Source organism: Sulfitobacter sediminivivens (assembly GCF_042611115.2).
Classification (GTDB): domain Bacteria; phylum Pseudomonadota; class Alphaproteobacteria; order Rhodobacterales; family Rhodobacteraceae; genus Sulfitobacter; species Sulfitobacter sediminivivens.
Genome location: NZ_JBHGAR020000026.1, coordinates 1 through 20,651 on the forward strand (window position 1 = coordinate 1; position 20,651 = coordinate 20,651).

The window sequence follows — 20,651 nt, forward strand, 5'->3', positions numbered from 1 at the left end:
ACGAAGTCATGCCGACGGATGGACGGGACGTGCAATGTTCAAATTGCGGGCAAACCTGGTTTCAGCACCATCCCGATAACGCGCCTGAGGAAGATCAAGACCGCAGCGTTGATGTGGATGCCCCCGCACCGGACGAAGAGATTTCCCCGCCACCACCGCCAATGCCACGTTCAGCCGAACCTCAGCGCAAGCAACTTGATCCTGCAGTCGCCGATATCTTGCGACAGGAAGCAGAGGCCGAACATGAGGCACGGCGCAAACGGCAATCCGAAACACTGGAAAGCCAGCCAGATCTGGGACTGGACAGCAGCGACAACAATGAAAGCGCCGATAGCGATGACCGTCGCACCCGGCAGGCTCAGGAACGTATGGCGCGGATGCGTGGCGAACCAGAACCGAAACCGGTATCAGATTCGTCTGTGATGGCGGCGGCGATTTCGTCCCGGCGCGATCTGTTGCCTGATATAGAAGAGATCAATTCGACCTTGCGCACCGGAAACACCCGCAACGGCGTTGGGGGCGAAAACGGACCTGAGATCGAAGCGCCCACAACACGAAAGCGCAAGCGCGGCTTCCGCAAGGGCTTTTTGCTCATCATCCTGTTGTTCGCGATCATGCTGGCGATCTATTCTTTCGCGCCTCAGATCGCCAAAGCCGTGCCGCAGACCGATCCGTATTTGTCGGGCTATGTCGCCTGGGTGGATCGGATGCGCCTGGGGCTTGACGGTTATGTGCAATCGATCCTGAATTGGCTTGACACGATGGCTTCCGCATCAGGCGGTTAAGCCGGATGTGTTAACCCCGCGTTCACATCTTATCCAGATCGGCACCCGGTTAGAATTCATCTAACAGGCGTTTGAGATAGTCGCGCTCGACCTCTGGTCTCTGTGTTTCACCTGACCGACGGCGGATTTCATCAAGCAACTTGCGCGCGGTGCCTGCACCACCCGGTCCTTGACGCAGTTTGCCATCCGGCGCTCCGTTGCTGCTTGACCCCTCGCGATCACGCCCCAATGGATCCTGAGCTTCGGCGCGACGCTCCGAAGGTGCTGTGCCTTGGCCCGGCTGTTGGTTCTCTTGCTGTTCCATTGCATCGGCAAGAGACCGCATTCCTTCGCGCAGCGCCTCCATGGCTTGCGCCTGATTGTCAATCGCCTCGGCCAGATCCCCATTTCGCAGCGCATCCTCTGCCTCGTCCATGGCGCGTCCGGCACGGTCCAGTGCCTCGCGAGCGGCGTCGCCCTCTGGTGTTCCTTGTCCGGGCAGGTGCCCCTGTTGACGCCGCAGTTCATCGCGCAGGGCCTCCTGGCGGTCTGCAAGGCCATCCTCGCCTTTGCCAAAGCCTTCGCCTTGTTCTCCGCCTTCGGGCGCAGGACCATTCTGACCCTGACCTTCGCCTTGCTGTTCACCACTGCCCTGCCCCTGGCCATTCTGGCCCTCATGGCTTTGACCGCGTCCCTGGCCACCGTTGCGGCCTTCGTTGCCATCGTTTTCACCTGCCTGCGCATTTGGGTTGAACTGTTCTTGCAGGTCGCGGAAAGCCTGATCGCTCAGACCTTGTTGTTCGCGCAGGGTGTCGGACAGGCCCTCCATCGCCTGTTCGCCGGGCGATTTTCCACCTTGGCCGGGCTGACCTTCGGTGACGCGCATGTTTTCCATCAACTCTTGCAATTCTTTGAGCGCCTGTTCGGCTTCAGCCATGCGTCCTTGCTCCATCAATTCCTGAATGTGGTCCATCATACGTTGCAGGTCGTCCTGGGTCATCCGCATGCCCTCGCCCTGTTGCCTGTCCGGCTCATCGGTGCCGTTGCGGTCTTGTTCCTGCGCCTGCTGGCGTTGCAACTGGTCTAGGTAGTCTTCGGTCGCGCGGCGCAATTCGTCCATCAATTCGGCAATCTCTTCCTTTGAGGCACCGTTCTTGATCGCTTCGTTCAGGCGGTCCTGCGCCCGCCGCATCCGTTCCAACGCATCAGCCAAGACGCCTTCTTCAAGCTCAATTGCGAGCCCCCACATGTCCTCGGCCAATTGTTCCTGCACATCATCGCTCAGCCCAAACCGGGTGTGAATTTCCAAATGCCTGATTACTTTGCGCAGACGCAATTCAGTCGTTTCTGAACGAAACAGGTCTTGCGGCCGATAGGAAACGGCGCGCAATATCTGTGCCATGCGTGGTGCATTGGCCCGTGACCACAGAAGATCTCGACGCATTTCAATGACCGCCGCTGCAGTCGGATCAAAAAACCTGCGCCCCGGCAGGATGAGGTCAGTTGGCACAGCATCACCTTGTTGTTCTGCCGCATCCAGAACCGAGAGGCTGATCTTGACCGGCAGGTTCGCCCAAGGGTGCTTTGAGAAATCATCCGTCAGATTTTCTTCAAAATTCGCACGGTCACCGGCAATTGGGGTCGGCAGTGCCACGATCACCTCAGACCGGGGTTCGGGATCAAGGCTCAGACCATGGCGCCGGTCAACCGCTGCCAGATCAAGGATGATCCGCGCCTCGCCCGCTTCGACGCCGTAATCGTCACGCGCCGCAAAAGGCAGCCGCATTTCGCCAAGTGCAGAAACTTCAGGTGGGCCAAGCACGTCGACTTCCGGTGCCAGATCCTCAACCACTGCGATCTCCCAATGGCGTCCGCCGGGGCCATCAACCGCGATTGTGCCGTCTTGCAACACCGTGAAGTCCTGTGCAGCATCAGAAGCAGCGGGCACATCTGAGGTGCGGCCCGACACGGTTTCTGACAGGGTCAGCGCACCGACCTGGCCATAAAACCGCAACGTGATCAATGTCCCGTTGGGCAGATCGATGGCCCCTTCGGCCAGATCATTCAGATAAAGTGTTGGCTTGCCGGTATAGCGCGGCGGTTCTGCCCAGCCTTCCCATACCGGACCGTTCGCAAGCCCGCCACCGCTAGGTGCCATGTCAGCAACCGATCCGACCCGCCAGATTGATCCAAACAACAGCGCAACGGCAAAGGCCAACACAGCGACAAATCGCAGTGCATAGGGATCGCGGCGCGAGACCCGCAGATCCGCAGGCACCGGACGCGCAAGGGCTGCACGTGCCATCATACGTGCTTTATGAGTACGCCAGACCGCCATCGACGCATCATCCCCTTCGCCAATGATCTGATCATCCATCATCGCCTGAATGGGACGTCCCGGCAGGCTGCGATCCAATCGCTCCATCGCGTCGTTGCGTGACGGTATACGGAAACGACGCAAGGCATAGATAAGGGCACCCAAAGCAGCGACAGCAGCGGCCACCGCACCCGCCCAGACCACTTCGATCATCACAACATCTTGCAGGCCCAACATCAACGCAGCCAGCACCAGCAGGCACACGGTCATCAAGGGCCAAAGCGAATTGACCAGACTTTCCGCCAACATACCCACCCGCGTCAACCGCAGCGGCCAGCGCAAAATCGCCAGCCCGCGCCGCAGATCGTTGGGGGTAAATGAGGTCATTTTGGCCGTCTCCCGTTGCCTTTCAGCAAAGCCTTTCAGCAAGGCGCTGTCAAAGCCATTCAGGGATGGTATCTCGATTTATCATTTCGTCAAAGGTCGGGCGTGAGCGGATAACCGCAAATTGATCATCTTTCACCAAGACTTCGGGGATAAGCGGGCGTGAATTATATTCACTGCTCATCACCGCACCGTAAGCCCCAGCAGAACGAAACGCGACCAGATCACCGGCAACCAGGGGCGGCATCATGCGCCCCTTGGCAAACGTATCACCGGATTCGCAAATTGGTCCGACGATGTCATAGGGTTGGTATTCAATTGCGGGCGCAGGTTCGTTTACCGCGATAATATCGTGATGCGCGTCATACATTGCCGGACGGATCAGATCATTCATAGCGCCGTCAAGGATCAGAAAATCGCGGTCTTCGCCTGATTTGACATAGATGACCTTGCTGACCATCAGGCCGGCGTTGCCCGCAATCAGACGGCCCGGCTCAATCTCAATCTCGCAGCCCAGATGCCCGAGCGTCCGCTTGACCAGTGCGCCGTAATCCGTGGGCAAGGGCGGGGCGGCATTGGAATGCTGGTATGGGATGCCAAGGCCGCCGCCCAAATCCAGACGGTTGATGGTATGCCCGTCCGCGCGCAGCGTTTCTGTCAACTCTGCGACTTTCAGATAGGCTTGCTCAAAGGGCGCAAGGTCGGTCAGTTGGCTGCCGATGTGGACATCAATGCCAATCACCTCAAGACCGGGCAGACCCGCCGCCATGCTGTACACCTCCCGGGCGCGGGCAATGGGAATGCCAAATTTGTTCTCGGATTTTCCCGTCGCGATTTTCGCATGGGTTTTGGCGTCGACGTCCGGGTTCACACGAATGGTGATGGGCGCGGTTGTACCCAGCTCCTGCGCGACCTTGCTCAGCACCATCATCTCGGGTTCGCTTTCGACATTGAACTGGCGGATACCGCCCTGCAAGGCCATGCGAATTTCATCCGCCGTCTTGCCCACGCCGGAAAATACAATGTGGTCACCCGGCACACCCGCCGCCTTGGCGCGGAGGTATTCTCCGATGGACACCACATCCATGCCCGCCCCGGCCTGTGCCAAAGTGCGCAGCACAGCGATGTTTGAATTGGCCTTCATTGCATAGCAGACCATATGGTCCATGCCTGCCAATGCCTCATCAAAAAGCTTGAAATGGCGCAGCAGGGTCGCGGTCGAATACACATAAAACGGCGTGCCAACCGCCGCTGCAATTTCGGCCACTGCGACGTCTTCGGCGTGCAGTACACCGTCGCGATACAGAAAATGATCCATGCTTCTTTTCGCCCCAAATACTCAATTCTGACCTAACGAACCGTTGCCGTCCGCAAGAAAAGATAAAGCGGCAGACCACAACTTACCCCAATACAGAACGTGGCGGGGATGGCAATCAGGGCCCGCCAATTGCGCCGCACAGCGACCTCGGCCAGAATCCACACTGTCAAGGTGATGGCCGCAATGGTCAGGTCCCAGACCAGCCCGCTTGACGCGGCGTTTGCGTGCCACGCGTCGACCATCGCCATGATGTCAAAGCCATTGGTCTGGAACCATTGCACAAAATAATACATTGGATGGATCGCACCCCAAAGCGCGAGGGCAAGGTATGTCATGCGCAATATCGACATCTCAGTTCACTGTTGAAACGCCAACAATCACCTGTCCTGAAATATGGACACCGAGGGTGGTTGGCTCTGGAACATGACGCGTGCTTATCTCACGCATACGCCCGTCATCAGACGCGCTTGGCCCTGTGCAGGCGGCAACACATCCCAGAAGGCAGGTCACGATGGCAAAACGCGTCACAAACCGAGGCCCAATGACACCGACAGCGGTCCTTGGTTCAGTGCCACATTGGTGCCAACGGAAACACCGTGGTTGGACAGGGTGACCGCAGAACTTGCGGTTGGATAAATCGGTTCGCCGTCTACGCCACAGGCCGCCAGCATCAGAACAGCACCGACAATGAGAACTGATTTCATGCCAAAATACCTTTCCACCTTGCGACCTGCGCCCGCACCTGGGCAGGGGCCGTTCCTCCATAAGACATACGCGAGTTTACGGAATTTTCCACGCCTAAGACGTCAAAAACGTCACTGGTGATATCAACATGGGCCGATTTCATCTGATCCAGCGTCAGGTCCGGCAGATCACAACCCTGGCTTTCTGCCATCGCAACCAGCGTTCCGGTGATGTGGTGCGCATCGCGAAACGGCAGGCCCAACACCCGGACCAGCCAATCAGCCAGATCAGTGGCAGTGGAAAATCCACTGCCCGCCGCCGCCGCCAGGTTTTCACGCTGCGCGTTCATATCACGCACCATACCCTCCATTGCGGCCAGTGCCAGCATGAGGTTGTCAGCGGCGTCAAACACCTGTTCTTTGTCTTCTTGCATGTCCTTGGAATAGGCCAGCGGCAGGCCCTTCATCACCATCATCAACGCGGTATTGGCACCGAAAATGCGACCCACCTTTGCACGGATCAGCTCCGCCGCATCGGGGTTCTTTTTCTGCGGCATGATGCTGGACCCGGTGGAAAAACGATCCGACAGGGCCACAAATCTAAACTGAGCCGACGACCAGATCACCAATTCTTCCGCAAAGCGGCTCAGGTGCATGGCACAGATGCTGGCCGCACCCAGAAATTCGAGCGCAAAATCTCGGTCGCTCACCGCATCAAGCGAGTTGGCGGATGGACGGTCAAAACCCAGCGCTTGTGCCGTCTGATCGCGATCAATTGGAAACGACGTACCTGCCAAAGCCGCAGCACCTAGCGGGCTTTCGTTCATTCGGTTGCGCGCATCCCGCATCCGGCTCAAATCACGGCCAAACATTTCGACATAGGCCATCATGTGATGCCCCCATGTGACGGGCTGTGCAGTTTGCAGATGCGTAAAACCGGGCATCACCCAATCGGCACCCGCTTCGGCTTGACCGAGGAGCGCTTGAATAAGTGCGACGAGGCCTGCGTCAGCGGCATCAAATTGATCGCGTACCCACAGCTTAAAGTCCGTCGCAACCTGATCATTGCGCGACCGACCTGTGTGCAGACGCCCGGCAGGTTCACCAATCACTTCCTTCAACCGCGCCTCAACATTCATGTGAATGTCCTCCAGCGCTGTCGAATACTCAAAAGTACCGCCCTCGATCTCTGACAAGATCGTGAGCAAGCCTTCCCGTATCGCGTCCGCATCGCTATCAGTGATAATGCCTGTGGCTGCCAACATGGCGGCATGGGCGCGCGATCCGGCGATATCTTGTGCGGCCATCCGCTTGTCAAACCCGATCGAGGCGTTAATTGCCTCCATGATCGCGTCCGGCCCGGCGGCGAAACGGCCGCCCCACATTTTGTTTGAGGTCGTGTCAGTCATTTTAAACCCTCGGAGGGACAGATGAAGAATTTGGTGTTGGCGTTCGTGTATACGGCCCTTGTGACAGGTGCAAACCCCGTCGCTGCTGCGGGCGCGGACATCCTGAGCTTGCGCGACGGGGATATGAAAAAACTGATCGTGCATGAAACACCGATTGCCACGTCCGATGCGGCCTTTGATCTTGAGGACGGTGGCGGCAAAGGCTCGCTGGCTGATTATCGCGGCAAATATGTGCTGCTCAATTTCTGGGCCACGTGGTGTGCGCCATGCCGAAAGGAGATGCCACAACTAGAGGCGCTGCAAAAGGAATTCGGCGGCGATATGTTTCAGGTGCTGACGATCGCCACCGGTCGCAATTCACCCGAAGGCATCACCCGCTTTTTTGCCGATGCCGGTATCGACAGCCTGCCCCGCCACCAAGACCCAAAACAGGCACTGGCCAGCCAGATGGGTGTATTCGGCCTGCCAATCACCGTGATCTTGGACCCGGAGGGCCGCGAAGTCGCGCGCCTGCAGGGCGATGCGGATTGGAGCAGTGAAAGTGCAAAGGCCATAATCAAGGCTTTGGTACAGCCGAACAGTTAGGCAAATTCGCGTGTCACGCTGCGTGGGTCAAGATCGCGGCTTCCGAAGACGACAAATGCCGACGGGCAAAACGTCCGTAGGTATGGGGGTCAAATTCCAACTCTGGATGAGCCGCCAGCAAACGTGCGCGATCCGCATCATCCAGCGTGCTGAGGGCGGTTGATGCAGGGTGAAAGCTTTCTGTTTCCACGCCGTTTGCCCAGACCACTTCATGCTGATCCAGCAGCATGTGGATATAAGTCACTTCGCGCACTTTCATATCGACGCGGATGCTGTTGCCGTTGATCAGATCTTTGGCGGCGACAAGGACTTCGGATGTATTGAACAATTCCTGAGCCACTGCGCCTTTCACGACCACACGGTGTTCGGGTGAAACAAGCAGATCATCTTCCGGGCAATCGATGCCCAAAACGCCCGCATCAAATCGGACTGGCCGCAGTTTTGGCATAGCAAAAAGCCGTGCGCCCGACATGTTGCGGCTTCCGATCCACTGGATTGTTTGTGCGCCATTGTCTTTGGTTTGAATGCGATCGCCTTCGCGCAGGTCTTCGATCAGGGTCAGCCCGTCTGGCGTGCGAATACGCGTACCGGGGGTAAAACAAATCACACCACCGCTGCCCGCGGACATCGATTCACCGGGGCTCGACCCAAGTGTATGGTGCACGACCCAAAGATCCGCATTGCGCGGGGGAATTTCGTCAAGGAACATCAGCAGGGGCTGTGATCCGCCCCCAACGTCGATCAGCGTTACGGTATAGCTTTTGCCACCGTCTGTTACGACAAAGCTGTTATCCATGATTGGCGGCTGGTCTTTAGGGTCGATCCGCTCCGGATGCAAAGTCGGCTTGCTCTGATCAAGGGCAGCCCCCACCAGACGGTGGACCATGCGCGCGGCGCGTTTGCGTAGATTCTCTGCTTCGTCTGCCTGATCCAGCCGCAACACGTCATTAGGTCCATCCACCCGGATGGCATCGCCCCGCCATGCCCACGCAGCACCCACATTGAGGTTTTGCACCGGCGCAGCATCAAGGCCGTCTATTTCTGTTTGCGACCAGCTGATGACAAACGTGCCCTTAAAGCCCGTTTTCATTGCTCGTTCTGCCTGCCTCTTCTTTTTATTATGAGCACGTTAACAAAGCCGCACGAATCAGGGAAGTTCAAATTTGCGTCAGATTCCAGTGTGTTGCAATTTCACGATGGCCTTTTTTCTGAATACGTCCCGGATTCAATATCTGGTAGGCATTTGACCCTCACCCACTAAATGCAGTCAGCGCCGATATCCTTGGTACGAAAGAGTGACTCAAGGTAAGGTTATACCTTTGCTCGGACATCGGCCCCTTACGCCCAACAATATTGCCACCACCCGAAGGCCATACCCCTTCAATCGCTTGTAAATCACCGATAAAATGATAGCGTTCTGTATCTGAATTCTCGATCGGAGTCTCCATGTCAAACTCACGAAAACCTTTGCCTGACCGACGTATCGTTTCGTCAAGACACCTTGCCGAAGGTGAGGGATGGGAGGCGTCCGAGCTCGAATACGGAATGATTATCGCCTACAACGCCTTTGCCCGCTGGATGTCACGCTGCATGGCGGCAGCGGGGAACCCTGACCTTACCCCGCTTGAGATATTGGTGCTGCACAATACAAATCACCGTGGCCGTGAAAAGCGTTTGACTGATATTTGTTTCATTCTGAATATTGAAGACACACACACCGTCAATTACGCGTTGCGAAAGCTGCTGAGATCCGGACTGTTGGAGGCGGACAAACGCGGAAAGGAAGTATTTTATCGGACCTCTCAAGCGGGCACTGAACTATGCGAAGCCTACCGGAATATTCGCCAGATTTGCTTTATCGACGGCCTGCCCCGCACAGACATCAGCGGTGAAGATCTACGCCAGATCGCGGCGAGCTTGCGCACCATGTCTGGTCAATATGATCAGGCCAGCCGCGCCGCCGCGTCGCTATAAAGGTCGCGGCATTTCAAACAGGCATTTTGGCTGTGAAAATCGACGGGACCAGTGCCCGCAGATCGGGCCAATGTTCAAAGCTGCGCACATAGTCCGCGTGCTTTAAGACCCGCCCCGCCAAATGCGCGCCGCCCGTGTAGCGGAATATACGCATATTTGCCGCAAGCGCTGCCTCAACCCCTGGAAGGCTGTCTTCGATCACCAGACAATGTTCTGGATCAACGCCCATCTTCTCTGCCGTATACAGAAATAAATCTGGTGCGGGTTTGCCATGGGCGACCTGCGACGCGGTAAAGACATTTTGTCCAAAGTAACGGGCCAAATCTACGATATTCAACGAATTGGATACCCGCTCCGGACTGCTTGACGTCGCAACGCAGCACCTGGTAGTTAGCCTGTCCAATACGCCCGTCACGCCCTTGGTGGGGGTCAATCGCTGCGCGAATTTGGCCAAAAGTTCGTGACGATATTGCTGTTCAAAATCGCCGGGCAGATCCACAGCAAATGTCGTTTGAATGTCACGCGCGACCGTGGGGAAACTACGCCCCATAAAATTTGTGCAGATGTAATCAAAATCAATGACGACGCCCAACTTTGCAAGGGCCCCGAGCAAGACCTCAGCACTCAACCCTTCGCTGTCAATCAAGACCCCGTCACAATCGAAAATGACCAGATCTATGCGTGTTTCCATCGCCCGTCTTTCCCCCGCCTAAATGTTCCGCATAGCGCAAAATCGGGTCCTTTGTCTTGCGGAATTTGGCCTTGGACCTGAGCTTAGGCGTCGCGGCTCAATTGGCTTGCTGCGCGGGCCAGTTCAGTGATCGACGCCCAATCGCCCGCCTGAACAAGGGCATCCGGTGCCACCCATGACCCGCCAGCGCAGGCCACATTCGGCAAAGAAAGGTAGCTGCGTGCGTTTGCCATGCTGACGCCGCCGGTTGGGCAAAAGCTGATCTGGGGCAACGGTGATGCGAGCGATTTCAACGCAGGTGCACCGCCTGATGCCTCGGCCGGAAAGAACTTCATCATGTCATATCCGCGCTCAAGCAAGCGCATCGCTTCGGTCGCCGTAGCGGCACCGGGAAGGGTGGGCAGATGTGCATCCTCGCAGGCCGTCAAAAGCCTGTCCGTGGCACCCGGTGACACACCAAACGTGGCCCCGGCATCTTTCGCCCGTTTGACATCATCAGGCGTTAGCAAAGTGCCAGCGCCCACAACACCCCCTTCAACCTTGGCCATTTCGGTAATCACCGCCAATGCCGCCTCGGTGCGCAATGTTACCTCAAGAACCGGCAAACCGCCCGCAACCAATGCTTCGGCCAACGGCCGGGCGTGGGCCACATCATGGACGACCAGAACCGGTATGATCGGGGCCAATGCGCATATCTTTTTGGTGGCGGTGCTTGCGTCGTGAGGAAGCATAACGTGTCCTTTTGGGTAATCTTAAATACAGCTTGCGCCAGTGTCAGCAGAACGCACCAAGGCGCGGAAATTGGCAAAAAGCTCGCGCCCTTGCCCGTATTCATTGCCGCTGAGGTCAGCAGTCACAAGTGGGCGGTCCAACACACCCTCAGTGATAATATCCAACCGGCCCTCATGGGCATCGACCCGCAGAACATCACCATCCGCAATCCGCGCGATCGGGCCACCGTCCACTGCTTCGGGGCAGACGTGGATGGCCGACAGTACCTTGCCGGATGCACCCGACATGCGCCCATCCGTGACCAGGGCGACCTTAAGACCACGCGCTTGCAAGTTTGCCAGAACCGGTGTGAGACTGTGCAACTCGGGCATTCCGTTGGCCTTGGGCCCCTGAAAGCGGACCACGACGATCACATCGCTGTTAAACTCACCTGCCTGATAGGCCGCCTTGACTGCATCCTGATCGTGAAACACCCGCGCCGGGGCCTCAACCACATGATGTTCTGGCTTGACGGCGGACACCTTTGTTACCGCAGCACCCAGTGACCCATCCAGACGTTTGAGGCCACCTGTGGGCTGAAACGGGTCGGTTGCGGGGCGCAGTATCTTGTCGTTCAATGTCTCGGTCGGACCGGCCACCCAGGACAATTGATCGTCCATCAATTTGGGATCCTGCGTATAACGCTCCAAGCCTTTGCCAGCGATTGTTGTCACATCTTCATGCAGCAAGCCCGCGCTTAGTAATTGGCCAATCATATAGCCCAGACCGCCTGCCGCGTGAAAATGGTTCACATCCGCCAGCCCGTTGGGATAGACCCGCGCCAAAAGCGGTGTCACTTCCGCAAGGTCAGAAAAATCCTGCCAATCCAGCATGATACCGCCTGCGCGCGCCATCGCGACAAGATGGATCAAAAGGTTGGTGGACCCGCCCGTGGCATGCAGACCCACGATGCCGTTCACATAGGCGCGTTCATCAAGCACATCACAGACGGGTGTATAGCTGTTGCCCAGATGGCTGATCGCCAGTGCACGCTGTGCGCCCGCGATGGTCAATTCGTCGCGCAGGGGGGTGTTCGGGTTCACAAATGACGCACCCGGCAGGTGCAGCCCCATAAACTCCATCAACATCTGGTTGGTGTTGGCCGTGCCGTAAAACGTGCAGGTGCCCGGCCCATGATAGGCAGCCATTTCCGCGGCCATTAATTCTTCGCGCCCGACTTCACCCGCGGCAAAATGTTGACGTACTTTGGCTTTTTCATCGTTGCTGATGCCCGACACCATCGGACCGGCAGGCAGAAATATCGCAGGGATGTGGCCAAAGGCCTGGGCGGCAATGACCAGCCCCGGCACGATCTTGTCGCAAACGCCAAGATAGACAGCCGCGTCAAAGGTGTTGTGGCTTAGACCGACACCGGCGGCCATTGCAATCACGTCACGCGAAAACAGGCTCAATTCCATCCCGGCCGTACCTTGGGTAACACCATCACACATCGCAGGCACGCCGCCCGCCACCTGCGCCGTGCCGCCCACTGCGCGCGCCGCATTGCGGATCAATTCGGGAAACCGCTCAAACGGCTGATGGGCCGACAACATATCATTGTAAGTTGTGATGATTCCCAGATTGCCAGCCGACTTGGTCGCCAGTGCCGCCTGATCGGGTCCTGCTGCGGCATAGGCGTGGGCCTGACCGCTGCACGACAAATGTGCGCGCGCAGGGCCATCATCGGCCGCGCGGCGCATCCGTGTCAGATAGGCACTGCGGCCCTCGGCACTGCGTTCAATAATCCGGTCCGTAACGCGGGCAATTGTTTCATTCAGCATATCAGTTCCAATCAGGCGCTGCTTTGGTATTGGTTCAGGCGGATGTCATAAGTTTGCCCATCAGACGGGCCGTGTCATTCATACGGTTCGAAAAACCCCATTCATTGTCATACCAGCTGACCACACGGACCATCCCGCCTGCCGTTACCTTGGTCTGTGGCGCGGCAAAGCTGGAAGAATGGCTATCATGGTTGAAATCCACAGATACCAGTGGATCCGTTTCATAGGCCAGGACCCCTTTCATCGGGCCATTGGCCGCCTTTTCAATGGCTGCATTCACAGCCTCCACTGTCGCAGGGCGCGACGGCATAAAGGCAAGGTCAACAAGCGATACATTCGCGGTCGGGACGCGCACAGCTGACCCTTCAAGCCGGCCTTTGAGGTGCGGGATGACTTGTGAAATCGCCGCTGCCGCCCCTGTTGACGTTGGCACCATAGACAGCGCCGCCGCACGGCCCCGATAGGGGTCGCGGTGCGCGCTGTCATGGCTGGGCTGATCACCGGTGTAGGCGTGAATTGTGGTCATGTACCCGGTTTCAATGCCGAAGGCATCGTCAAGAACCTTGGCCACAGGAGCAAGGCAATTGGTCGTGCAAGACGCGTTTGACACGATCCTATCTTCCGCCGTCAGATCAGCGTGATTGACGCCATATACGACAGTCCGGTCCACGTTCTTGCCGGGTGCAGATATTAGCACGCGTTTGCTGCCATTCTCGAAATGGGCGACGGCCTTGTCACGCTCGGTGAAGAACCCTGTACACTCGTACGCCACGTCCACATCCTCCCATGGCAGGTTTGCCGGATCGCGTTCAGCAGTCAAGCGAATCGCCTGGCCCGCAACATGCAACATGTCGCCATCAAGCTTGGCCTCGCCTTTCAGGCGGCCATGCACGCTGTCGTATTTCAGCAGGTGCAACAAGGTCTCTGGGGCGGCCAAATCATTGATAGCAACCACTTCAATGCCTTCAAAGCCGCTTTCGACCAAGGCCCGCAAAACACAGCGTCCAATGCGGCCAAAGCCATTAATTGCGATTTTTGTGGTCATCTTCTTTGTCTCCTCAACGCATCTGCGATTGCATATATGTATCCGTTAGCGCTAACATAACACATTAAGCACGCAAATCAATCACTCCGTTGTCCGTTGCACTGGACAAAAGTTCGGTTAGGTTGTGAGCGCATCAGAAATTGAGAATACAGGTCAAGGTCAGTATGACAGAAATAGATCAAACCGTCCTTATCGCTGTGGATGGCGGCGGCACCGGATGCAGGGCCGCTGTGGGGACTGTTCAGGCTGGCATCATCGCCGAGACGCGGGGAGGCCCGTCGAACGTCAGCACGAACTTTGAGGGGTCGGTGGCCAATATCACTGAAACCATCGCCCAAGCCCTGCACACAGCAGAATTGGACGGTATTGATCTGTCACAAACGGTCGCGCACATTGGCGTTGCCGGGGCCAATACCGAAGGTGAAATGCGCCAGGTCGAGGCCGCTCTTCCCTACGGACGCTGCCGTGTGACCGGCGACCGTGCCACCACCGTTGCTGGCGTTCTGGGCACCGACGACGGATATGTGCTGGCGCTTGGCACAGGCACCATCATTGCGCGCCAACACGCACAGGAAATGACCACCGTGGGGGGGTGGGGTTTTCAATTGTCTGATCAGGCATCTGGCGCATGGCTGGGCCGCACGTTGCTGACGCGCATCCTGCTCGCGGAAGACCGGTTGATTGATCACAGCCCGCTCAGCAATGAGGTTTGTGCGCGGTATGGCGGAGGTAATGAGCTCGTTGTTTTTAGCAATACCGCAAAGCCAAGTGACTATGCCAAATTCGCGCCCGAGATCATTGGCGCAGCGGATAAGGGTGACAAAATCGCACTGTCGATCCTCAATGAGGGTACGCAGTATGTCGAATGCGGCCTGAACGCTTTGGGGTTTCGGCCCGGCGATGCTCTTTGTCTGTCTGGTGGTGTTGGCCCGCGTTATGCCCCGTATCTGTCCGCGCCTTACATTCAGAACCTGCGCGAACCGCAGGGCAACGCTTTGCAGGGTGCGTTTTCACTGGCGCGCCGGGTCGCGGTTGCGGCCCGCTAGCTGGGTTGGGAATGGGCCTTATGACGGCGGCGTACGCTTGCAGGGCGACCCGTCAATTCAAGGCGCGCATCATTGCGGTTCTGGCGCGATATCACTTTGCCTTTCGCAATCACGCACAGCCGATCTGGCCGCAAACGCAACGCTTCGATCGGGTTGCCCGCATCCAGCACTACCAGCGACGCTTTGGCCCCGACCCGCAGACCGTAGTCTTGCAACCCCATGATCGACGCATTCACATTTGTCACCATATCAAAGCAGCGCCGCATTTCGTCCGGTGATGTCATCTGCGCCACGTGTAGACCCATGAACGCCACATCGAGCATGTCGGCAGTCCCCATCGAATACCACGGGTCCATTACGCAATCCTGCCCCCAACCCACCGTGATGCCCAACGCCTGCATTTCCTTTACACGCGTCAACCCGCGCCGTTTGGGATAGGTGTCGTGACGTCCCTGCAACACGATGTTGATCAGAGGGTTCGGAATGGCGGCCACTTCAGCCTCTGCCATCAGGGGCAGTAACTTGGTAACGTAATAATTGTCCATCGAATGCATTGATGTGAGGTGCGATCCCGCCACCCTGCCCTGCAACCCCAACCGCTGTGTTTCAAATGTCAGCGTCTCGATATGCCGCGACTGCGGATCATCGGTTTCGTCGCAATGCATGTCGACCATCAGACCACGTTCCGCCGCGATCTCGCACAAAGCAGTGACCGACCGCGCACCGTCTGCCATGGAGCGTTCAAAATGCGGGATGCCGCCCACCACATCGACGCCCAGATCAAGCGCCCGCAGCGTATTCGCAAACCCAGTTGGATCGCGGAAAAGCCCATCTTGGGGGAACGCGACCAGTTGCAGGTCGATGTACCCCGCTACCGCCTTGCGCACCTCCAGCAACGCCTCAACTCCCAACAGTCGATCGTCGCAGGTATCCACATGACTGCGAATCGCCAACAACCCCATGGACGCCGCCCAATCGCAATAAGCCAAAGCGCGGTCATAAACCTCTTGCTGTGTCATCACTTGTTTCAGTTCGCCCCACAGCCCGATCCCTTCAAGCAGCGTGCCAGAAGCATTGATGCGAGGGGTGCCATAACTCAGCGTGGCATCCATGTGGAAATGCGGGTCGACAAACGGCGGGCTGACCAGATCGCCCTGCGCGTCAATCACCTCGGCAGCGTCTGCACCCGAGAGGTGATCCACGACCGTGATCTTGCCATCCGCAATGCCTATGTCGGTCACCCGACCATCCGGCAGGGTTCCACCTTTGACGATCAGATCAAACATCTATCGTTCCCCTTTGTTAAATGGCACCATCAGCGCCGCTGGCACCTGCGCACGGCGCGACATCACGACCAGTGCCAGAATGGACAGGATGTAAGGCGCCATCAAGAATATCTGATAGGGAATATCGGCCCCCAACGGTGTCTGTTGTACCCGGATTTGCAGGGCATCAAAGGCCGCGAAAAGCACGGCCCCCAAAAGCGTCTTCCCCGGTTTCCATGACCCAAAGACTACCAGCGCGATGCAGATCCAGCCACGCCCATTGATCATCTCAAAGAAGAATGAATTGAACGCCGACATGGTCAGAAACGCACCACCCACGGCCATCAGCCCACTGCCCACCATGACCGCGCCCATTCGGATCGCGGTGACATTCAGCCCCTGCGCCTCGACTGCGGCCGGGTTTTCACCGGCGGCGCGCACGGCCAGACCGACGGGTGTGCGGTACATGACTACAGACACCACCACCGCCAGAACAAAGGCCAGATAGGTCAGTGGCGTCTGGCTGAAAAGCGCCGGGCCGAGCAAAGGAATGTCTGACAGGATTGGTATCTCAAACGGTTGAAACGCGTCGATCTTGGGCGGCGACGTGACCTCTGGCAAAGCGAGACGATAGCAATAATAGGTCAGAGATGTCGCAAGCAGCGTGATCCCCAGACCCACAACATGTTGCGACAATCCAAAGGGCACAGTGAGCAATCCATGCAACAAGCCGAACGCCATACCAGAGAGCATCGCCACTGCGACGCCAAACCACAGCCCCCCGCCCAGATAAACGGTGAGCCACCCGGCAAAGGCCCCGACGACCATGATCCCCTCAATCCCGAGGTTCAGCACGCCCGCGCGTTCACAGATCAACTCACCCAGCGCCGCAAAAATCAGCGGCGACGCGATGCGGATCGCGGCGGTCCAAAAGCTGGCCGAGATTAGGATGTCGAGTATGTCCATCAACGCCACCTGACCTTGAACCGGGTGAGCATGATCGCCAGCACCATCATCAACAGCGCCATGGCCAGCATGATATCGGCCAGATAGGTCGGCACACCTGCGGCCCTGCTCATGCTGTCCGCACCCACAAATATCCCCGCCACGAACAGCGCCGCGATCACCACGCCCAAGGGATTGAGCAGCGCCAGCATGGCGACGATAATGCCGGTGTATCCAAACCCAGGCGAGATATCCAAAGTCAGGCTGCCCTTTAGGCCAGCCACTTCGGAAAATCCTGCAAGTGCTGCCAATCCGCCTGACAAAAGCGCGGTTTTGATCAGCACGGCGTTGACCGGAATACCAGCAAATCGCGCAGCGTCGGCGTTCAAACCAACCGCGCGCATTTCATAGCCCAGCGTCGTGCGGCGCTGTATCACCCAAACAACAACTGCCGACAGCAGCGCCAGACCAAACCCCCAGTGCAACCGCAACCCATCAATCATGCGCGGCAACCGCGCCTCGGCGATCAGCCGCGCAGATTTGGGCCACCCCAATCCCATTGGATCCTTAAGGGCTCCTTCGAGCAGCATTGACACCCACAGCAACACAACGAAATTGAGCAACAAGGTCGTGACGACTTCGTCCACACCGAAACGGGTCTTGAGGAATGTCGGCACCAAAAGCACCAGCGCGCCCGCCAGCATTGCAGCCGCCGCCGTCGCGGGCAACAATATCCCAGCAGGCCAGGCCAACGCCCCCGTCCCCATAACCACCGTCACCACTGCGCCGACATAAAGCTGTGCCTCGGCCCCGATGTTCCAAAGCTTGGCCTTGAACGCGACCGCCACCGCCAGCCCGGTAAAGATCAGTGGTGTTGCCCTGTTCAGCGTTTCAAGTGTGGCAAATTTCGACCCGAACGCCCCTTTGATGATTAAGCCAAGCACCGAAAACGGGTTCGCGCCAGCAATCATTGCCAACAGGGATGCCGCGACAATCGTTGACGTGATGGCCACCGCAGGCAACCCCAGCGTGCGCGTCCATGACGGGTTGGCGACAGGTTCAAGCCGCATGATTGTCTCGCGCTTCAAAACCATGGCCCGCCATCCAGACGCCCAATTCCGCCGGGCTCAACGACCCACGTGCAAACCCCGGTGACAGGCGCCCCTCAGATATCACATGGATCACATCAGACAGCGCCGTAATCTCATCTAAATCTTCCGAGATAAGCAAAACCGCCGCACCGCGATCGCGTGCAGCCAGCAGTTGTTCATGCACATAAGTCAGCGCGCCAATATCCAGGCCACGCACCGGTTGGTTGGCCAGGACCACATCCGGCGAGACCTCAAGAACGCGCCCCAAAATCAGCTTTTGCATATTGCCACCTGACAGCAGCCGGATACGGGTATCCGGCCCTGGGCACCGCACATCGTAACCTGCGATAACCTTTTCGGCAAAATCCCGCGCGGCGCGCCAGTTCATCCAGCCTCGGCGGCTGAAAGGCGGTTTTGCATAAAGTTCAAGAACCGCATTTTCGGTCAGATCAAAGTCCGCAATCGTCCCGGTCTTGTGGCGATCCTCAGGTATCCGTGCAATGCCGGCTGACAGTGCGGCGCGTGGCGTCCAACCGTTGGGCGAAGCGCCCTTGATGCGCAGCGTCCCCGATGCAGGCGCGATCAACCCACCGATCAGATCGGCCAGTGCCGCCTGCCCGTTTCCCGACACCCCGGCCAGCCCGGTGATCTGTCCTGCGCGCAGATCCAAATCCACCGTGCGCAACCCCGGCGCGCTTCCGATATTGGGCGTGCTGACACCCACAAGCGCCACTATTTCCTTGCCGGGATTGGCGGCGCGCACTTGCGGGGCTGCAACCTCTGCACCAACCATCATCTCAGCCAATGCATGTCGGTCAGTTTCTGCCGTCTTCGCCTCTGCCACCAATTTCCCGTGCCGCAACACCACCACGCGGCTAGAGATCGCCGTCACCTCATGCAGTTTGTGCGAAATAAAGATCACCGACAGTCCCAGCGCCACGGCCTTGCGCATGGTGGCAAAAAGATCATCGGCCTCTTGCGGGGTAAGCACGGCGGTCGGTTCATCCAGAATAAGGATGCGCGCATCGCGGTAGAGCGCCTTGAGGATTTCGACCCGTTGGCGCTCCCCCACGCTCAATGCGCCAACCTGCGCATCTGGGTCCACGTTCAACCCGTAATCCTCAACCAGCGCCGAAATCCGTTTGCGTGCGGCAACCGCCTGATACCCCATTCGCCAAAGCGATGCGGTGCCCAGCACGATGTTTTCCAACACGCTCATGTTATCAGCAAGGGTGAAATGTTGATGCACCATGCCGACACCCGCAGCGAGTGCCGCGCGTGGATTGCCGGGGGGCAATGTCTGGCCAAACACCTCAACCCGACCTTCGTCGGCGGTGTAATGACCAAACAGGATGTTCATCAGCGTGGTCTTGCCCGCGCCATTTTCCCCCAACAGCGCAATCACTTCGCCCTGCCGCAAATCAAAACTGATCGCGTCATTGGCCGTAAGGGTGCCAAAGCGTTTGGTGATGTTGTCGAGGCGCAGGACAACCTGCGCCTCTGACGGTGTTTGTGTCATCTACGAAGACTTTGGTTCTTCGTCGTTGATCTCAACGCTGAAACTTCCATCCATGATTGCGGCCTGTTTGGCCGCGACCAGATCAAGTGCCGCTTGCGGCACTTTGCCGTCAAACGTACCCAGCGGCGCAAGTGACGATCCGCCCTCAGCCATAAACGAATATTTGCCATAATCCGCCGCCTTGAACGTACCGCCTTTGACCTCGGCAATTGCCGCGTCCAACGTTGGTTCAAAATGCCAGATGGCCGAGGCCACAACTGTATCAGGATACTCTGACTGCGTGTCGATCACATTGCCGATGGCCAGAACGCCCTTTTCCTGTGCGGCATCAGACACGCCAAAGCGTTCGGCATAAAGCACATCAGCGCCATTTTCGATCATTGCAAATGCAGTTTCCTTGGCCTTGGGCGGATCAAACCAAGACCCGATAAAGCTGACCTGAAACTTGATGTCAGGGTTCATTTCCGCCGCACCCGCCATAAACGCGTGCATCAAACGGTTCACTTCGGGGATCGGGAAACCGCCGACCATGCCAATGTTGCCCGATGACGTCATGGCACCCGCAACGATACCCGACAGATAGGCGGCGTCCTGAATGTAGTTGTCGAACACCGCGAAATTGCCAAGTGCTGCGTCTTCTTTGAAACTGGAGCCCATGAGGAACGAAACCTCAGGATAATCCGCCGCGACTTCGCGTGCTTCTTGTTCGGCACCAAACACTTCACCAATGATCAGCTGATTGCCTGCTTCGGCATATTCGCGCATCACGCGGGCATAATCGGTGTTCGATACGTTTTCGGTGAACGTATATTCAATATCGCCACGCGCCTGCGCTGTTTCGGCGGCTTGGTGAATGCGGCTGACCCATTGCTGTTCGACGGGTACGGTATATATGCCCGCAACTTTGATCGGTTCGGCGGCAAAGGCTGCGCGTGGCATCAGGGCTGCCACCCCAACAAGAGCTGCGGCACTGCCCATCAATTTGCGGCGTGTCATCGTCAGTGCTTGGTTCTTCTTCATCGTCATTCCCCCTTTTGATTTCTATTTTTTTACCGTTTGGATA

Annotated in this window: 19 protein-coding genes; 4 read left to right on the forward strand and 15 right to left on the reverse strand. The window is 57.6% G+C overall.

The features are described 5' to 3' along the window. On the forward strand, window positions 1-785 hold a 785-nt coding region (locus tag ACEWL3_RS18210; protein ID WP_435001349.1), incomplete at its 5' end, for a zinc-ribbon domain-containing protein. Window positions 786-834: 49 nt separating this feature from the next. Here the strand turns inward: ACEWL3_RS18210 and ACEWL3_RS18215 are convergent. From ACEWL3_RS18215 to argH, 5 genes are all read right to left on the reverse strand, one after another. Beyond that, window positions 835-3,468 carry a DUF4175 domain-containing protein gene (locus ACEWL3_RS18215; RefSeq protein WP_386180589.1) on the reverse strand — a complete coding sequence of 878 codons (2,634 nt, stop codon included), beginning with the start codon at window positions 3,466-3,468 and terminating at the stop codon, window positions 835-837. A 49-nt stretch (window positions 3,469-3,517) separates the two neighbouring features. Then, window positions 3,518-4,783, reverse strand: a complete 1,266-nt coding sequence (gene lysA / locus ACEWL3_RS18220) for a diaminopimelate decarboxylase (protein ID WP_386180586.1) — start codon at window positions 4,781-4,783, stop codon at window positions 3,518-3,520. Window positions 4,784-4,815: 32 nt separating this feature from the next. Continuing rightward, window positions 4,816-5,133, reverse strand: coding sequence for a DUF2834 domain-containing protein (locus ACEWL3_RS18225; protein WP_386180583.1), 318 nt, complete (start codon window positions 5,131-5,133; stop codon window positions 4,816-4,818). A gap of 174 nt (window positions 5,134-5,307) precedes the next feature. Beyond that, entirely contained in the window at window positions 5,308-5,487 is a 180-nt protein-coding gene (locus tag ACEWL3_RS18230) for a hypothetical protein (protein ID WP_386180580.1), read from the reverse strand. Next, entirely contained in the window at window positions 5,484-6,875 is a 1,392-nt protein-coding gene (gene argH / locus ACEWL3_RS18235) for an argininosuccinate lyase (RefSeq protein ID WP_386180577.1), read from the reverse strand. The genes ACEWL3_RS18230 and argH overlap by 4 nt, the downstream gene beginning before the upstream one ends. Window positions 6,876-6,896: 21 nt before the next feature. Here argH and ACEWL3_RS18240 point away from each other — a divergent pair, with 21 nt between their 5' ends. Beyond that, the gene (locus ACEWL3_RS18240; RefSeq protein ID WP_386180574.1) at window positions 6,897-7,460 is read left to right on the forward strand and encodes a TlpA family protein disulfide reductase; all 564 of its coding nucleotides are present in this window, start codon (window positions 6,897-6,899) and stop codon (window positions 7,458-7,460) included. Window positions 7,461-7,473: 13 nt separating this feature from the next. Here the strand turns inward: ACEWL3_RS18240 and ACEWL3_RS18245 are convergent, their stop codons facing one another. Continuing rightward, window positions 7,474-8,550, reverse strand: coding sequence for a Hint domain-containing protein (locus ACEWL3_RS18245; protein WP_386180572.1), 1,077 nt, complete (start codon window positions 8,548-8,550; stop codon window positions 7,474-7,476). Between the two features lie 356 nt (window positions 8,551-8,906). Here ACEWL3_RS18245 and ACEWL3_RS18250 point away from each other — a divergent pair, with 356 nt between their 5' ends. Beyond that, the gene (locus tag ACEWL3_RS18250) at window positions 8,907-9,434 is read left to right on the forward strand and encodes a winged helix DNA-binding protein (RefSeq protein WP_386180569.1); all 528 of its coding nucleotides are present in this window, start codon (window positions 8,907-8,909) and stop codon (window positions 9,432-9,434) included. 13 nt (window positions 9,435-9,447) lie between these two features. Here ACEWL3_RS18250 and ACEWL3_RS18255 read toward each other — a convergent pair whose 3' ends face one another. The 4 genes from ACEWL3_RS18255 to gap form a co-directional block, all read right to left on the reverse strand. After that, the gene (locus ACEWL3_RS18255) at window positions 9,448-10,125 is read right to left on the reverse strand and encodes an HAD family hydrolase (RefSeq protein ID WP_386180566.1); all 678 of its coding nucleotides are present in this window, start codon (window positions 10,123-10,125) and stop codon (window positions 9,448-9,450) included. 83 nt (window positions 10,126-10,208) lie between these two features. Continuing rightward, window positions 10,209-10,856 (reverse strand): bifunctional 4-hydroxy-2-oxoglutarate aldolase/2-dehydro-3-deoxy-phosphogluconate aldolase, encoded by a 648-nt coding sequence (eda, locus tag ACEWL3_RS18260; RefSeq protein ID WP_386180564.1) that lies wholly within the window; start codon window positions 10,854-10,856, stop codon window positions 10,209-10,211. A 21-nt stretch (window positions 10,857-10,877) separates the two neighbouring features. Then, complete coding sequence (gene edd, locus ACEWL3_RS18265; RefSeq protein WP_386180561.1) at window positions 10,878-12,677, reverse strand: phosphogluconate dehydratase; 1,800 nt, start codon at window positions 12,675-12,677, stop codon at window positions 10,878-10,880. A gap of 34 nt (window positions 12,678-12,711) precedes the next feature. Continuing rightward, complete coding sequence (gap, locus tag ACEWL3_RS18270) at window positions 12,712-13,722, reverse strand: type I glyceraldehyde-3-phosphate dehydrogenase (protein ID WP_386180559.1); 1,011 nt, start codon at window positions 13,720-13,722, stop codon at window positions 12,712-12,714. 164 nt (window positions 13,723-13,886) lie between these two features. Between gap and ACEWL3_RS18275 the strand changes: the two genes are divergently transcribed. Next, the gene (locus ACEWL3_RS18275; protein ID WP_386180557.1) at window positions 13,887-14,768 is read left to right on the forward strand and encodes a glucosamine kinase nucleotide-binding domain-containing protein; all 882 of its coding nucleotides are present in this window, start codon (window positions 13,887-13,889) and stop codon (window positions 14,766-14,768) included. Here the strand turns inward: ACEWL3_RS18275 and ACEWL3_RS18280 are convergent. Genes ACEWL3_RS18280 through ACEWL3_RS18300 form a run of 5 tightly spaced genes read right to left on the reverse strand, consistent with a single transcriptional unit; the run spans window position 14,765 to window position 20,614 of the window. Then, the gene (locus ACEWL3_RS18280; RefSeq protein ID WP_386180554.1) at window positions 14,765-16,054 is read right to left on the reverse strand and encodes an amidohydrolase family protein; all 1,290 of its coding nucleotides are present in this window, start codon (window positions 16,052-16,054) and stop codon (window positions 14,765-14,767) included. The genes ACEWL3_RS18275 and ACEWL3_RS18280 overlap by 4 nt on opposite strands. Further along, window positions 16,055-16,999 (reverse strand): ABC transporter permease, encoded by a 945-nt coding sequence (locus ACEWL3_RS18285; protein WP_386180552.1) that lies wholly within the window; start codon window positions 16,997-16,999, stop codon window positions 16,055-16,057. After that, window positions 16,999-18,048, reverse strand: coding sequence for an ABC transporter permease (locus tag ACEWL3_RS18290; protein WP_386181394.1), 1,050 nt, complete (start codon window positions 18,046-18,048; stop codon window positions 16,999-17,001). The genes ACEWL3_RS18285 and ACEWL3_RS18290 overlap by 1 nt, the downstream gene beginning before the upstream one ends. Further along, complete coding sequence (locus tag ACEWL3_RS18295; protein WP_386180549.1) at window positions 18,038-19,588, reverse strand: ABC transporter ATP-binding protein; 1,551 nt, start codon at window positions 19,586-19,588, stop codon at window positions 18,038-18,040. The genes ACEWL3_RS18290 and ACEWL3_RS18295 overlap by 11 nt, the downstream gene beginning before the upstream one ends. Then, window positions 19,589-20,614, reverse strand: coding sequence for a BMP family protein (locus ACEWL3_RS18300; protein WP_386180546.1), 1,026 nt, complete (start codon window positions 20,612-20,614; stop codon window positions 19,589-19,591). It lies immediately after the preceding gene. Window positions 20,615-20,651 lie beyond the last annotated feature (37 nt).

Excerpts from the sequence above, each read along its gene's own strand:
- ACEWL3_RS18215 (WP_386180589.1), bottom strand. The coding sequence starts at position 3,468 with ATGACCTCATTTACCCCCAACGATCTGCGGCGCGGGCTGGCGATTTTG.
- lysA (WP_386180586.1), bottom strand. The coding sequence starts at position 4,783 with ATGGATCATTTTCTGTATCGCGACGGTGTACTGCACGCCGAAGACGTC.
- ACEWL3_RS18225 (WP_386180583.1), bottom strand. The coding sequence starts at position 5,133 with ATGTCGATATTGCGCATGACATACCTTGCCCTCGCGCTTTGGGGTGCG.
- ACEWL3_RS18230 (WP_386180580.1), bottom strand. The coding sequence starts at position 5,487 with ATGAAATCAGTTCTCATTGTCGGTGCTGTTCTGATGCTGGCGGCCTGT.
- argH (WP_386180577.1), bottom strand. The coding sequence starts at position 6,875 with ATGACTGACACGACCTCAAACAAAATGTGGGGCGGCCGTTTCGCCGCC.
- ACEWL3_RS18240 (WP_386180574.1), top strand. The coding sequence starts at position 6,897 with ATGAAGAATTTGGTGTTGGCGTTCGTGTATACGGCCCTTGTGACAGGT.
- ACEWL3_RS18245 (WP_386180572.1), bottom strand. The coding sequence starts at position 8,550 with ATGAAAACGGGCTTTAAGGGCACGTTTGTCATCAGCTGGTCGCAAACA.
- ACEWL3_RS18250 (WP_386180569.1), top strand. The coding sequence starts at position 8,907 with ATGTCAAACTCACGAAAACCTTTGCCTGACCGACGTATCGTTTCGTCA.
- ACEWL3_RS18255 (WP_386180566.1), bottom strand. The coding sequence starts at position 10,125 with ATGGAAACACGCATAGATCTGGTCATTTTCGATTGTGACGGGGTCTTG.
- eda (WP_386180564.1), bottom strand. The coding sequence starts at position 10,856 with ATGCTTCCTCACGACGCAAGCACCGCCACCAAAAAGATATGCGCATTG.
- edd (WP_386180561.1), bottom strand. The coding sequence starts at position 12,677 with ATGCTGAATGAAACAATTGCCCGCGTTACGGACCGGATTATTGAACGC.
- gap (WP_386180559.1), bottom strand. The coding sequence starts at position 13,722 with ATGACCACAAAAATCGCAATTAATGGCTTTGGCCGCATTGGACGCTGT.
- ACEWL3_RS18275 (WP_386180557.1), top strand. The coding sequence starts at position 13,887 with ATGACAGAAATAGATCAAACCGTCCTTATCGCTGTGGATGGCGGCGGC.
- ACEWL3_RS18280 (WP_386180554.1), bottom strand. The coding sequence starts at position 16,054 with ATGTTTGATCTGATCGTCAAAGGTGGAACCCTGCCGGATGGTCGGGTG.
- ACEWL3_RS18285 (WP_386180552.1), bottom strand. The coding sequence starts at position 16,999 with ATGGACATACTCGACATCCTAATCTCGGCCAGCTTTTGGACCGCCGCG.
- ACEWL3_RS18290 (WP_386181394.1), bottom strand. The coding sequence starts at position 18,048 with ATGCGGCTTGAACCTGTCGCCAACCCGTCATGGACGCGCACGCTGGGG.
- ACEWL3_RS18295 (WP_386180549.1), bottom strand. The coding sequence starts at position 19,588 with ATGACACAAACACCGTCAGAGGCGCAGGTTGTCCTGCGCCTCGACAAC.
- ACEWL3_RS18300 (WP_386180546.1), bottom strand. The coding sequence starts at position 20,614 with ATGACGATGAAGAAGAACCAAGCACTGACGATGACACGCCGCAAATTG.